This window comes from Mycobacterium sp. GA-1285 (assembly GCF_001499905.1).
Classification (GTDB): Bacteria; Actinomycetota; Actinomycetes; order Mycobacteriales; family Mycobacteriaceae; genus Mycobacterium.
Genome location: NZ_LQIS01000053.1, coordinates 49,259 through 62,261, shown reverse-complemented (window position 1 = coordinate 62,261; position 13,003 = coordinate 49,259). Strand labels below are relative to the sequence as shown.

General features: G+C 68.0%; 11 protein-coding genes. 2 read left to right on the top strand and 9 right to left on the bottom strand.

Translation table 11 applies throughout. From position 1 onward, the window contains the following. Nucleotides 1-59: 59 nt before the first annotated feature. From AU193_RS20040 to mqo, 7 genes are all read right to left on the bottom strand, one after another. Complete coding sequence (locus AU193_RS20040; RefSeq protein WP_064424130.1) at nucleotides 60-1,652, bottom strand: MFS transporter; 1,593 nt, start codon at nucleotides 1,650-1,652, stop codon at nucleotides 60-62. Nucleotides 1,653-1,684: 32 nt separating this feature from the next. Continuing rightward, the gene (cobA, locus tag AU193_RS20035; RefSeq protein WP_064424129.1) at nucleotides 1,685-2,890 is read right to left on the bottom strand and encodes a uroporphyrinogen-III C-methyltransferase; all 1,206 of its coding nucleotides are present in this window, start codon (nucleotides 2,888-2,890) and stop codon (nucleotides 1,685-1,687) included. Beyond that, nucleotides 2,887-4,281: a cobyrinate a,c-diamide synthase gene (locus tag AU193_RS20030; protein WP_064424128.1), complete on the bottom strand. Its 1,395-nt coding sequence runs from the start codon at nucleotides 4,279-4,281 to the stop codon at nucleotides 2,887-2,889. Before AU193_RS20030 ends, cobA begins: the two co-directional genes overlap by 4 nt. A 112-nt stretch (nucleotides 4,282-4,393) precedes the next feature. Continuing rightward, nucleotides 4,394-5,020: a cob(I)yrinic acid a,c-diamide adenosyltransferase gene (cobO, locus tag AU193_RS20025; protein ID WP_064424127.1), complete on the bottom strand. Its 627-nt coding sequence runs from the start codon at nucleotides 5,018-5,020 to the stop codon at nucleotides 4,394-4,396. 32 nt (nucleotides 5,021-5,052) lie between these two features. Beyond that, nucleotides 5,053-6,912: a magnesium chelatase subunit D family protein gene (locus tag AU193_RS20020; RefSeq protein ID WP_064424126.1), complete on the bottom strand. Its 1,860-nt coding sequence runs from the start codon at nucleotides 6,910-6,912 to the stop codon at nucleotides 5,053-5,055. Continuing rightward, on the bottom strand, nucleotides 6,909-7,355 hold the full coding sequence (locus AU193_RS20015; RefSeq protein WP_064424125.1) for a GNAT family N-acetyltransferase: 447 nt from the start codon (nucleotides 7,353-7,355) through the stop codon (nucleotides 6,909-6,911). Before AU193_RS20015 ends, AU193_RS20020 begins: the two co-directional genes overlap by 4 nt. Beyond that, entirely contained in the window at nucleotides 7,352-8,851 is a 1,500-nt protein-coding gene (gene mqo, locus AU193_RS20010) for a malate dehydrogenase (quinone) (protein ID WP_064424259.1), read from the bottom strand. Before mqo ends, AU193_RS20015 begins: the two co-directional genes overlap by 4 nt. Before the next feature lie 251 nt (nucleotides 8,852-9,102). Between mqo and AU193_RS20005 the strand changes: the two genes are divergently transcribed. Continuing rightward, nucleotides 9,103-10,080, top strand: a complete 978-nt coding sequence (locus AU193_RS20005) for an alpha/beta hydrolase (RefSeq protein ID WP_064424258.1) — start codon at nucleotides 9,103-9,105, stop codon at nucleotides 10,078-10,080. Then, nucleotides 10,077-11,492, top strand: coding sequence for a mycothione reductase (gene mtr / locus AU193_RS20000; protein ID WP_064424124.1), 1,416 nt, complete (start codon nucleotides 10,077-10,079; stop codon nucleotides 11,490-11,492). Before AU193_RS20005 ends, mtr begins: the two co-directional genes overlap by 4 nt. Here the strand turns inward: mtr and AU193_RS19995 are convergent. Both AU193_RS19995 and cbiQ read right to left on the bottom strand, forming a co-directional pair. Further along, nucleotides 11,428-12,231, bottom strand: a complete 804-nt coding sequence (locus AU193_RS19995; protein ID WP_082683087.1) for an energy-coupling factor ABC transporter ATP-binding protein — start codon at nucleotides 12,229-12,231, stop codon at nucleotides 11,428-11,430. The two genes, mtr and AU193_RS19995, sit on opposite strands and share 65 nt — an antisense overlap. Further along, the gene (cbiQ, locus tag AU193_RS19990) at nucleotides 12,228-13,001 is read right to left on the bottom strand and encodes a cobalt ECF transporter T component CbiQ (protein WP_064424123.1); all 774 of its coding nucleotides are present in this window, start codon (nucleotides 12,999-13,001) and stop codon (nucleotides 12,228-12,230) included. Before cbiQ ends, AU193_RS19995 begins: the two co-directional genes overlap by 4 nt. Between the last annotated feature and the right edge of the window lie 2 nt (nucleotides 13,002-13,003).

Below are 13,003 nucleotides of genomic sequence, written 5' to 3'. Positions count from 1 at the left end.
CCACCCTACCGAGTGCGGTTTCGGTGTCGAGCTAAAGCTCTCCCCGGTCAGATGTCGAGCTAAAGCTCTCCGGAGTCGATCGCGTCCTTGACCTCCTGCGCATGCGCGACCTGCGACGCCGAGTAGCCAATGAGCAGCGACGCGCATCCCACCATCACCGCGACCGCGGCCACCCACAGCAGCCCGTACGTGTAACCCTGGTCGAGGGCGTGCAGCTGCGCTGCGTTCATGTCGCTGACCGGGCCCGTCGTGCCACCCAGATACAGCGTGCGCGACGTGATCACGGCCTGGATGACCGCCAGCACAACGGGACCGCCGAGGTTCTGCAGCATCAGCGCGATCGCCGACACCGGACCGATCTGGTCGAAGCCCACGCCGGCGATCGCCGACAACATCAGCGGCACCACGATCATCCCGATGCCCAGGCCACCAATGGTGATGGGCAACACCAGGTTCGGGAAGTACGGGATGTTCGCGTCGAGCGTGGAGCCGTAGAGCATCGCACCCAGCACCAACACGCCGCCCGCGATGACCAGCACCCGCGGCGGGAACATCTGCACCAGCTGCGACGAGAGCCCCAGCCCGATACCGAGCGCGATCACGAACGGAATGAATCCGATGCCTGCCCGCAGCGGGCTGTAACCCATGATGTCCTGGACGTACAGCCCGATCAGCACGGTCAGTGTGAACATCACGCCGCCGGCCAGGAACACCGCGGCGAAGGTCGCCACCCGGTTGCGGTCTTTGAAAAGGTCGAACGGCATGACGGGGTTGGCGGCGGTGCGCTCGACGTAGAGGAAGGCGAGCAGCGCAGCGCAGGCGGCCAGCCCGGAACCCAGCGTGATCGGCGACAACCAGCCCTGTTCGGGTCCCATCGAGAACCCGAACACCGCCGCGGTACAGCCGAGCGTGGCCAGGATCGCACCCGCCGCGTCCAGCTTGAGCCGCTCGCGGTTCGTCTCACGCAGCGTCTTGCGGGCCAGGTGGATCATCACCAGCCCGATCGGAACGTTGATCAGAAACGCCCAGCGCCACGACACCTCGGTCAACGCTCCGCCGACGATCAGACCCATCACCGAGCCGATGCCCGTCATCGCCGCGAAGATCGCGGTCGCCGCGTTGCGGGCCGGCCCCTTCGGGAACGTCGTCGCGATCAGCGCCAGTGCGGTGGGTGAGGCGATGGCCGCGCCGACGCCCTGCAGCAGCCGGGCGATGACCAGCGTGGCCTCGTTCCACGCGAGACCGCACAGGACCGAGGCGATGGTGAACAGTGCCACGCCGACGATGAAGGTGCGCTTACGGCCGATCGTGTCGCCGAGACGCCCGCCGAGCAGCATCAACCCGCCGAACGTCAGCACATAGGCGGTGATCACCCAGCTGCGGCCGGCGTCGGACAGGCTCAGCTCGTCCTGGATCTTAGGAAGCGCGACGATCGCGATCGTGCTGTCCATGGTCGCGAGAAGCTGCATACCGCCGATCGCGATGACCGCGGCGATGAACCTCGGCGACGGCAGCCACGTCGAGGACCTGCCGCTTTGTTCCAGCGCAGACCGAATAGAGATCTTCTGGGAAAGGGGTGGGAAAGCTCGATTCGCCCCACTCGCGGCGTCACGGCGCATAGCAGCACGCTCGGCGTCATTGAGAGCCGTCATACGGGTTACCTTACAGTAATCTTAAGAATCCTTTAACCGCCGAAGGCGGCCACGGGCCCGATAACGATGATCGCAGGCGGCCGAATTCCGTCTTCACGGATGCGTTCTGCCGCATCGGCGAGCGTCGCACGCAAAGTCCGCTGGGCGGCGGTCGTGCCGTGCTGAACCACCAGGACTGGCGTATCCGCAGGTCGTCCGCCTTCCAGCAGAACCTTGGCGAAGAGTTCGATGCGTTCGACCGCCATCAGCAACACGATGGTGCCGGAGAGCGCGGCCAAGGCATTCCAATTCACTAACGATTCGGGGTGGCCCGGCGCAACATGCCCGCTGACCACCACGAACTCATGGGTGACGTGCCGGTGGGTGACGGGAACGCCCGCGAGCGCGGGAACACCTATGGCGCTGGTCACGCCCGGTACAACGGTGACAGGGACGCCGGCTTCGGCGCACGCCAGCACCTCTTCGTATCCGCGTGCGAACACGAACGGGTCGCCGCCCTTGAGCCGCACGACGAACTTGCCCGCCTTCGCGCGATCGATCAGCAGGCCGTTGATCGCGTCCTGAGCCATGGCCCGGCCGTACGGGATCTTCGACGCGTCGATGACCTCGACATGGGGCGGCATCTCGGCCAACAGTTCCTGCGGCGCGAGCCGATCGGCGACGACGACGTCCGCGTGCGCCAGCAACCGGCGCCCGCGAACGGTGATCAGCTCGGGATCGCCTGGCCCCCCGCCGACGAGCGCCACGCCGCCGCGCACGACGTCGGTGGTCGCCGACACGTCCGGCGCGATCAGTCCCCGCTGCATGGCCTCGTGGATCGCCGAGCGGATGGCCGCCGACCGCCGGTGCTCACCGCCTGCCAGCACACCGACCGACAGCCCTTCGTACTCGAAGGATGCGGGCGTCACCGCGGTGCCCTCGACGGCGACGTCCGCACGGACGCAGAAGATATGGCGATGCTCGGCTTCGGCGACGACGGCGGCGTTGACGGCCGGGGCGTCGGTGGCCGCGATCGCGTACCAGGCACCCTCGAGGTCGCCGGGTTCAAACTCGCGCAACAGCAGCGTGATTCCGCCCATCGCCTCGACCGCCGGGGTGGCCTCACGGGCGATCACGACCACGTCCGCGCCGTTGCCAACCAGGAGCGGCAATCGGCGCTGCGCCACACTTCCGCCGCCGACGACGACAACCTTCCTGCCGGTCAGGCGCAAACCGACGAGGTAGGCGTTCTCGGTCACCGATCCGGACCCTCTTCTCGCGAGCTCATCGGCGCGAGCTTAGAGGCTGCCGCCACCGCCACGAAGCGACTGATCGCCCGGGGGTGCGCGGCAGGGTGGATGTGCAGGTAGCCGGCATGCACGGCGCCGTCCACGACACCGTCCCTTCTGCGACCGATGTCGCGGCCGAAGAAGATCCATGCGGGCGGGTAGTCAGCTGTGAAAGTGACTGCGGTGCGGTGGAATTCGTGTCCCATCGTTCGGTCACCGATCGAGTGCAACGGCGAGTCGGCCACCGCGACGGCTTCGCGGTAGCCGAGTGTGAGGCGGTCGGTGAAGGTCGCCGAGCCGGAGATCACCCCACACATCGGGTGACCGTCGAGGTCGTCGACGAGGTAGGTCAACCCCGCGCACTCGGCGTGCACGGGTGCGCCGGACGCCGCCAGTTGTCTGATCTGCGTGCGCGCGACCTCATTGGCCGAGAGTTCGGCGACGAACTCCTCCGGGAAACCACCGGGTACGACGAGGGCGTCGGCGTCTGGTGGCAACGGATCGGTCAGCGGGTCGAACTCGACCACCTCGGCGCCCGCCGCAGTGAGCACTTCGCGATGTTCGGCGTAACCGAAGCTGAAGGCCCTGCCCGACGCCAGCGCCACCGTGGCGTTTCCGCCGATGGGCGTCACCTCCTCGGCGTCCCAGGCGTCGCCAACGACCCGGCTGTCGGCCAGCGCGGCGACTCCGACGAGATCGACGTGCCGGCCGACGAGCGCGGTCATCGCCTCTACCGCCTGCCGCGCCTTCACCCCGTGTTCCACCGCGGTGACCAAACCCAGATGTCTTGAGGGAACGGATAATTCGTCGCTTCGCGGAATCGCGCCGAAAACCGGGACACCGGCGTGTTCGCAGGCTTGGCGCAACACCTCCTCGTGGCGCAGCGATCCGACACGGTTGAGAATCACCCCGGCCACCCGAGCCGACGAGTCGAATGTCGAAAAGCCATGCAGCAGTGCGGCGATGCTGTGACTCTGTCCGCGGGCGTCGACGACCATCACGATCGGTGCGCCGAGCAGAGCGGCGACATGTGCCGTGGATCCGAACGCATTGCTGCGCGACTCCTCGGTGATCCGCCCGTCGAACAAGCCCATCACGCCTTCGATGACCGCGATGTCGGCACCGGCGCTGCCGTTCCGGTACAGCGGGCCGTTCAGGTGCTCCCCCGTCAGGACCGGGTCGAGGTTTCGGCCGGGCCGACGAGAGGCCAGCGCGTGATAGCCGGGGTCGATGTAGTCGGGGCCGACCTTGAACGGCGCGACGGCACGCCCGGCCCGCCGCAGGGCTCCCATCAAACCCGTTGCGACGGTGGTCTTTCCGCTACCTGAGGCGGGTGCGGCGATCACCACCGCGGGCGTCACCCTGCTCACCTTGCCCTCCGCGTGGGCCTACACATCAGTCGCGAGCGACCGTGTTTGCACGCCGACACACCGCAATTAGTGTCATTCCGCGGTCGCTCGCGCCAACCGAGAGTCACCACTCGATGCCCTTTTGGCCCTTGCGGCCGACGTCCATCGGATGCTTGACCTTGGTCATCTCGGTGACCAGATCCGCGGCGTCGACTAACTGCCGCGGGGCGTCGCGGCCGGTGATGACGACGTGCTGCATCCCGGGCCGGGAACGGATCGTCTCGACCACCTCGTCGACGTCGATCCAGCCCCACTTCAGCGGGTAGGTGAACTCGTCGAGCACGTAGAAGTCGTGACGTTCGTCGGCGAGCCGACGCGCGATCTCGGCCCAGCCGTCGGCCGCGGTGGCGGCGTGGTCGACCTCGTCGCCGTGTTTGCGCGACTTGTCCCGTGTCCAGGACCACCCCGACCCCATCTTGTGCCACTGCACCGGTCCCCCGACGCCGTGCTCGTCGTGCAGCTTGCCGAGCTGGCGAAAGGCCGCTTCCTCGCCCACCTTCCACTTGGCGCTCTTGACGAACTGGAACACCGCGATGTCGAAACCCTGGTTCCACGCGCGCAGCGCCATGCCGAACGCCGCTGTCGATTTTCCCTTGCCTTCACCGGTGTGCACGGCGAACAGCGGCGCGTTGCGGCGCGCGCGGGTGGTCAACCCGTCGTCGGGGACCGTCAGCGGCTGACCCTGAGGCATACCTACCTCTCCCTACTCCGTGTGAGCCCAACTCAGGCGGCGGCGCGGACCACGTCGGTGAGGTTGTCCGCCCGGAGCTGAGCCAGCCGCACCGCCGGGGCGCCCAGCTGACCGGCGAGCTCTTCGGCCAGGCCCAACCGCACATACGACGTTTCGCAGTCCACCACGACGGCGGCGGCGCCTTCGGCCACCAACCTCGCGGCGGCCGATCGCGCGCGCCCCAACGGGTCGGCACCGCCGGTGGCGCGCCCGTCGGTCAACACCACCACGAGGCTGCGCCGCGCGCGGTCGCGGGCCTTCTCCCGCACGACCAGATCGCGGGCTGCCAACAATCCTTCCGCCAGAGGCGTCCTGCCGCCGGTGTCGAAGCGGGCGAGGCGCCGGCCTGCGATGTGCACCGACGACGTCGGGGGCAGCAGGACGTGCGCGTCGCGCTGGCGGAACGTGATGACGGCTACCTTGTCGCGCCGCTGATATGCATCGCGCAACAGCGACAGCGCCGCGCCGCCGACCGCGGACATCCGGTCGCGCGCGGCCATCGAACCCGACGCGTCGACGACGAAGATCACCAGATTTCCCTCGCGGCCCTCCCGGATCGCCCGGCGCACATCGCCGTGCCGCGGCCGGGGCGCCCCAGGCCTGCGTTGCCGTTCCACGGCCGCCAGCAGGGTGCCGAACACGTGCACGCCGTGACCGATCCGACCGTCGGACGTGGCCGAAATAGTCTTGCCGGTGCGGTTACGCGCCCGCGACCGGCGACCCGGCGACCCCTCCCCCACACCCGGCACCACCAGGGAGCGGGTGCGAAACACCGCCGAGGGCGCGGCGCTGGGACGCGAGGCGCCACCCGAATCCCGTTGCGACGGTTGCCCGTCACGGCCGTCTCCGTCCGGGGACGACGCGCCACCGCCGGGTGGGTCCGGCTCGGGTTCGGGGTCGGGGTTCTCCTCGCTGGCCTCGTCGGCCTGCGCCATCGCGTCGTCGAGTTGGCCGGGATCCAGGCCGGGGTCGTCGAACGGGTCGCGGCGTCGGCGGTGCGGCAGCGCGAGTTCGGCGGCCACCCGGATGTCCTCCTCGGACACCACCTCGACCCCGCGCCACGCGGCGTGCGCGACGGCGGTTCTGGCGACCACCAGGTCCGCACGCATACCGTCGACGTCGAACGCCGCGCACAGCGCCGCTATCCGACGTAATTCACTGTCGGGCAACGAAACCGAGTCGACCAAAGCACGGGCCGCCGCGACCCGACGCGCCAGCTCGGCATCGGCCTCGGCATAGCGCTGCGCGAACACGGCGGGATCGGCCTCGTACGCCATGCGCTGACGGATCACCTCGACGCGCACGTCGACGTCGCGTGACGCCCGCACGTCGACGGTCAGGCCGAACCGGTCGAGCAGCTGCGGACGCAGTTCACCCTCTTCGGGATTCATCGTGCCGATCAGAACGAAGCGTGCCTCGTGGCTGTGCGACACCCCGTCGCGCTCGACGTGGACCCGGCCCATCGCGGCGGCGTCGAGCAGCACGTCGACCAGATGGTCGTGCAGCAGGTTGACCTCGTCGACGTAGAGCACACCGCCGTGCGCACGGGCGAGCAGTCCCGGCGAGAACGCGTGCTCACCGTCGCGCAGCACCTTCTGCAGGTCCAGTGACCCGACCACCCGGTCCTCGGTGGCGCCTATGGGCAGTTCGACCAGCTGACCGACGGCGCCCGGCGGCCCGTCCGCAGCAGCGGCCGCTTCCAGCACCTTGGCCAGCCCGCGCACCGCCGTCGACTTCGCGGTGCCCTTCTCCCCGCGGATCAAGACCCCTCCGATATCGGGGCGGATCGCGCACAGCAGCAGCGCCAACCGCAGGCGGTCATGCCCGACGATGGCGCTGAAGGGATAGGTCACGGCTTCAGCATAGGGACGTGCGGAATGCCGTCCTGCATGAACTCCTGTCCGTCGCGGACGAAGCCGAGGCGGGCATACATATCGGCCAGGTACGTCTGCGCGTCGATGCGACAGGGGTAGTCGCCCACCTCGGCCAGCGCGGCCTGCAGCAGCCGGGTGCTGTGTCCCCGTCCGCGCACCTCACGCTTGGTGCACACCCGCCCGATGCGAAAACCCTTATGCCCGCCGGGATGCTCCTCCATCAGACGCAGCGTCGAAATGACTTCACCGGTGGAGGTTTCCAGCCAGAAATGCCGCGTCTCGGACAGAAGATCGCGACCGTCGAGTTCGGGGTACGGAATGGCCTGCTCCACAACGAAGACCTCGACCCGCAGCTTGAGCAGTTCGTAGAGCGTTGCGGCGTCGAGGTCTCGAGACCAACTGCGGCGCAGCGCAACCGTCATCCCGTGGCCACCGCCGAGGGCTCGTCCAGACGCAGGACCCGCGTTCCGTACGACCACACCTCGTCCAAGAGCGCCGGCTCGGAGGACAACTCGCGTCCCAGCGAAGGCACCATGTCCTTGATCTTGGACTCCCACGCCGGATAGCGCTCGGCGAAACAGCGTTGCAGCACGTCGATCATCGCGGGCACGGCGGTTGACGCACCCGGGGATGCGCCGAGCAGCCCGGCGATGGTGCCGTCGCCGGAGGTGAGCACGGTGGTGCCGAAGTCCAGCACGCCCTTGCCGCTCTTACCGCAGATGACCTGGACCCGCTGCCCCGCCACGTTGAGCTCCCAGTCCGATTCCCTTGCGCCGGGCACGAATTCGCGCAACGCGTCTATCCGCTCGGCGTCCGACAGCATCAGCTGGCCCACCAGGTACCTCAGCAGTCCGAACTGGGTGAGTGCGACGTTCGCCATCGACGCGACGTTGTTGAGCGTGATGGATTCGGGCAGGTCGAACACGTCGCCCTGTTTGAGGAATTTCGGTGACCAGCCCGCGAACGGCCCGAACAGCAACCAGGACCGGCCGTTGATGACGCGCGCGTCCAGGTGCGGAACCGACATCGGCGGCGCACCCACCGGAGGCTGTCCGTACACTTTGGCCCGATGCGCTTCGGTCAGGCGCGAGACATCTGTACGCAGGAACTTGCCGCTGACCGGAAAGCCGCCGAAGTTCTTGGCCTCCTTCATGCCTGCCTTCTGCAACAGATTCAACGCCCCGCCACCCGCGCCGACGAACACGAAACCGGCCCCGAGCTTGCTGGTGCGCCCGGTGCGGAGATTGACCACCTTCAAGGTCCACGAACCGTCGGACTCCTGGCGCAGATCGCGCGCCTCGTGCCCGAAGTATGTGGTCATACCGCGCTGGGCGACGTAGCCCAGCAGCTGGCGTGACAGGGCACCGAAGTCGACGTCGGTGCCCTGGTCGGTCCAGTTGAGCGCGACCGGTTCGGAGAAGTCGCGCTTCTCGGCCATCAGCGGCAGCCGCCGCGCGAACTCGTCCGCGTCCTCGATGTACTCCATCGAGGAGAAGAGCGGATTGACGACCAGCGTGTCGTAGCGGCGGCGCAGATACTTCACGCCGGCCTCGCCGTGCACAAAACTCACATGCGGAATCGGGTTGAGGAAGCTACGTGGATCGCTGATCAACCCGTTCTCCACCGCGTACGCCCAGAACTGGCGCGTCACCTGGAACTGCTCGTTGACGCGCACCGCCTTCGAGATGTCGATGGACCCGTCGGGCTGTTGCGGGGTGTAGTTCAGCTCGCACAGGGCCGAGTGACCGGTACCCGCGTTGTTCCACGCGTCGCTGCTCTCGGCGGCCGCCGCGTCGAGGCGCTCGATGAGGGTGATCGACCAGTCCGGCTCCAGCAGCCGCAGCAGTGCGCCCAACGTTGCGCTCATGATGCCGGCCCCGATGAGCACGACGTCTGTTTTTCTCGGTTCGTCAGACACTCTCAGTCCCCCGGGGCTGAACTCGGTTTCGGCGTGATCGCGCCATGGTCGATCATCAGAGTCGATCATCAGCGTCGATCATCAGGGTCGATCATCAGGTTAGCCCGCAGCGGGCGTTCTCAATCTCATGCGATCGCCGCGCGGAACCCTGTTCGGCCCCGCTTCACCCGGCGCCACGGGCTGTCGCGGCTATCGTTGCTGTCGTGCCCGACTGGAAGGCGGACGTGCTGCCGGGCTACTGGCAACACACGATGGCCCTCGGCTCGGACCCCGACGGGGAGGGTGAGCTCGTCGCCACCCTGGTGCGCCGCGGCGAACCGGATCGGTCGGCCACGCGCGCGGTGCTGTTGGTGCACGGATTCACCGACTACTTCTTCAACACCGAGCTCGCCGACCACTTCGCCGGCCGCGGATTCGCCTTTTACGCGATCGACCTGCACAAATGCGGACGTTCGTGGCGCGAGGGCCAGACCCCTCACTTCACCACCGACCTGGCCCGCTACGACGTCGAACTCGGCCGCGCCCTCGACATCATCGATTCGGTGGCCCCGACCGAGAACCTGGTGTACGGGCACTCGGCCGGTGGGCTCATCGTGTCGCTGTGGCTGGACCGGTTGCGTCGCCAAGGGCGTACCGGGCGCAGACGCGTCGGCGGCCTCGTGCTCAACAGCCCGTGGCTCGACCTGCAGGGACCGTCGATCCTGCGGGCCGCGCCGACGCGCGCCGCGCTGGGCGCCGTCTCGCGGGTGAGCAAGCGGCTGGTGGTGCGTCCGCCGACCGAGGGCGGATACGGGTCGTCACTGCACCGCGACTACCACGGCGACTTCGACTACGACCTGAGGTGGAAGCCTGTCGGCGGCTTCCCCGTCACGACCGGCTGGATCGCCGCGATCCGCCGGGGCCACGCCAGACTTCACCGCGGTCTCGACGTCGGTGTGCCCAACCTCATCCTGCGCTCGGACCGCAGCGTCCGTGAGGTGAATGACCCTGACGCGATTCAGCGGGGCGATGCAGTGCTCGACGTCAGGCAGATCGCCCGATGGGCCGGATGCATCGGGAACCGCACCACGATCGTGCCCATCGCCGATGCCAAGCACGACGTGTTCCTGTCGGTGCCCGACGCGCGGCAGGCTGCCTACGGCGAACTCGACCGGTGGCTGGACTGGTACCTCGACCCGGCCGCCCGCGGCTCCGCCGTCACCCGATCCCCAGGAGGCCGGTCATCATGACGCACTTCGACATCGCGATCATCGGGGCCGGTTCGGGCAACTCCATTCTCGACGAGCGCTACATCGACAAGAAGATCGCGATCTGCGAGCAGAGTGTGTTCGGCGGAACCTGCCTCAATGTCGGTTGCATCCCGACGAAGATGTTCGTCTACGCGGCGGGCATCGCCGACAACGTCAGGGAGGCGGCGCGATACGGCATTGACGCGCATATCGACGGGGTGCGGTGGCCCGACATCGTCTCACGAGTGTTCGGACGGATCGACCCGCTGGCCGTCGCGGGAGAGAACTACCGCCGCTCCTCACCGAATGTGCAGGTGTTCTCCGGCCACACCAGATTCGCGCCCACCAGACCCGACGGCCGGTACGCGTTGCGCACCGACGACGGCGACGAGTTCACCGCGGACCGGGTGGTCATCGCCGCCGGGTCCCGGGTGGTGGTTCCCGAGGCGGTCACCCAATGCGGTGCGCCGTATCACACCAGCGACACGATCATGCGGATCACCGATCTGCCCGAACACCTCATCATCGTCGGCGGCGGTTATGTCGCTTGCGAGTTCGCCCACATCTTCTCGTCGCTCGGCAGCCGGATCACGCTGCTGATCCGCGGCAGCACCCTGCTGCGCGGCCACGACGACGACATCGCGATGCGCTTCACCGACATCGCCGCAAAGAAGTGGGAAGTGCGCAACCACCACGAACTGGCCGACGCCCGCGAAGTCGGCGAGGGTGTCGAGATCACCTGTCACGACGGCTCACAACTGCGCGGCGACGCGCTGTTGGTGGCGACCGGGCGCGTCCCCAACGGTGACCTGCTCGACGCGGAGCACGCCGGTGTGAAGGTGACCTCGAGCGGACACGTCGTCGTCGACGAATACCAACGCACCACCGCCCGCGGCGTTTTCGCGCTCGGCGATGTGTCGTCGGACTTCCAACTCAAGCATGTGGCCAACCACGAAGCGCGCGTCGTCAAACACAACCTTGTTCAGGACTGGGATGACACGGACGCGCTGATGTCGGCCAACCACCGCCACGTGCCGTCGGCTGTCTTCACAGACCCCCAGATCGCCAGCGTCGGGCTGACCGAAAACGAGGCGCGCGCACAGGGTTTCCGGATCAAGGTCAAGATTCAGGACTACGCCGACGTGGCCTACGGATGGGCGATGGAGGACACCGCCGGTATCGCCAAACTCATCGTCGACGACGACACGGGACTGCTCCTCGGCGCACACATCATGGGCCATCAGGCGTCATCGCTGATCCAACCGGTCGTTCAGGCGATGGCGTTCGACCTGCCTGCACAGGAGATGGCGCGCGGCCAATACTGGATCCACCCCGCCCTGCCGGAGGTCATCGAGAACGCGTTGCTGGCGCTGTGCGGCGAGCCGCCGTGGCCGCCGTCGCGACGGCACTAGTTCCCGGCCGGGCCGGCACCTCGAAGCCCCAGGGCAGCTCCAGCCGGTGTGCGGCAAGCAGTTCGGTGTCGGCGAGGATGTCCCGGATGGGCCCGTCGGCCACGATCACGCCGCGGTCCATCACGACCGCCCGCTCGCACAGTTGAGCGGCGTAGGGCAGATCGTGGGTGACGATCAACATCGTGGAGCCCAACCTCGAGAGCGTTTCGGCCAGTTCGCGGCGCGCGACGGGATCGAGGTTGGCCGACGGTTCGTCGAGCACGAGGATGTCGGGCTGGCAGGCCAGCACGGTCGCCAGCGCCGCGCGGCGACGTTGGCCCGCCGACAGGTGGGTGGGGCTGCGGTCGGCCTCTTCGATGAGAGACACCGTCTCCAGCGCCTCTCGCACCCGTTTGGCCAGCTCGTCACCGCGCAACCCGAAGTTCGCCGGACCGAACGCCACGTCCTGGGCGACGGTCGGCATGAACAACTGGTCGTCGGGATCCTGAAAAACGAGACCCACCCGCCTGCGCACGTCGTGAAGTGTCTTGCGCGTCAACGCCACATCACCGATCCGTACCGTGCCGGAGGACGCGGTGAGCACACCGTTGAGATGCAGCATCAGCGTCGTCTTCCCCGCGCCGTTAGGGCCCAGCACGGCGATGCGTTCCCCGCGGCACACGGCCAGGTCGACACCGTCGAGGGCGACATGTCCGTCCGGGTAGACGTGGCGCAGGCCCTCGATCGTGATCGCGTTCATCGCGTCACCCACGCCGCCGCGGCGACCGCCACCGCGGCAACGGCCGGCGCCATCACGACCACCCACTGCGACGCGACGGCCCGTGGCGGCGCCCCGATCACAGCCAGATCCGGTGCGTCGCCGTCGAATCCGCGTGAGAGCATCGCGACGTAAACCCGCTCACCGCGTTCGTAGGATCGCAGGAACAGCGCACCGATACCTTTCGCGATGGCGCCGGCTTGATGTAGGGCGCGCGGCGAATCGCCACGCGATATGCGCGCCATGCGCATGCGGCTGGCCTCGGCGGTCAGCAGGTCGACGTACCGGATCATCAGCACCAGCACCGACGTCGCGACGGCGGGCACACCGAGCCGGCCGAGCGCGGTGGGCAATTCGGTTGTCGAGGTGGTGGCGGCCACCGTCAGTGCCGCCGCGACCCCGAGCGTTCCCTTGATCACGATGCCCCACGCCGCCCACAACCCGCTGACCGAAAGGTGCAGTCCCACCACGTCGATGCGTTCGCCGCCTTCGGCGAACGGCAACAGCACCGCGAGGACGAGAAACGGCGCCTCGATCAGCATCCGCGGCAGGATCCACCGCAGCGGGATGTGGGCCAGCCGCCAGATGCCGACGATGATCACGGCGTAGACGGCGAAGGGCCAGAACATCTCCCGCGGCGTCGCGACGACCGCGAGCACGAACACCAGGAGGCAGACGACCTTCACCTCGGCGGGGGCGCGGTGCACCGGGGAGTCGTCGTGCCGGTAGAGGGGGTGAGCGCCCGCGCCCATGG

Bases quoted from the DNA above. Each gene is read 5' to 3' on its own strand.
- AU193_RS20040 (WP_064424130.1), bottom strand. From the start codon at position 1,652: ATGACGGCTCTCAATGACGCCGAGCGTGCTGCTATGCGCCGTGACGCC.
- cobO (WP_064424127.1), bottom strand. From the start codon at position 5,020: ATGCCTCAGGGTCAGCCGCTGACGGTCCCCGACGACGGGTTGACCACC.
- AU193_RS20015 (WP_064424125.1), bottom strand. From the start codon at position 7,355: ATGACGGTTGCGCTGCGCCGCAGTTGGTCTCGAGACCTCGACGCCGCA.
- AU193_RS20005 (WP_064424258.1), top strand. From the start codon at position 9,103: ATGGCCCTCGGCTCGGACCCCGACGGGGAGGGTGAGCTCGTCGCCACC.
- mtr (WP_064424124.1), top strand. From the start codon at position 10,077: ATGACGCACTTCGACATCGCGATCATCGGGGCCGGTTCGGGCAACTCC.
- AU193_RS19995 (WP_082683087.1), bottom strand. From the start codon at position 12,231: ATGAACGCGATCACGATCGAGGGCCTGCGCCACGTCTACCCGGACGGA.
- cbiQ (WP_064424123.1), bottom strand. From the start codon at position 13,001: ATGGGCGCGGGCGCTCACCCCCTCTACCGGCACGACGACTCCCCGGTG.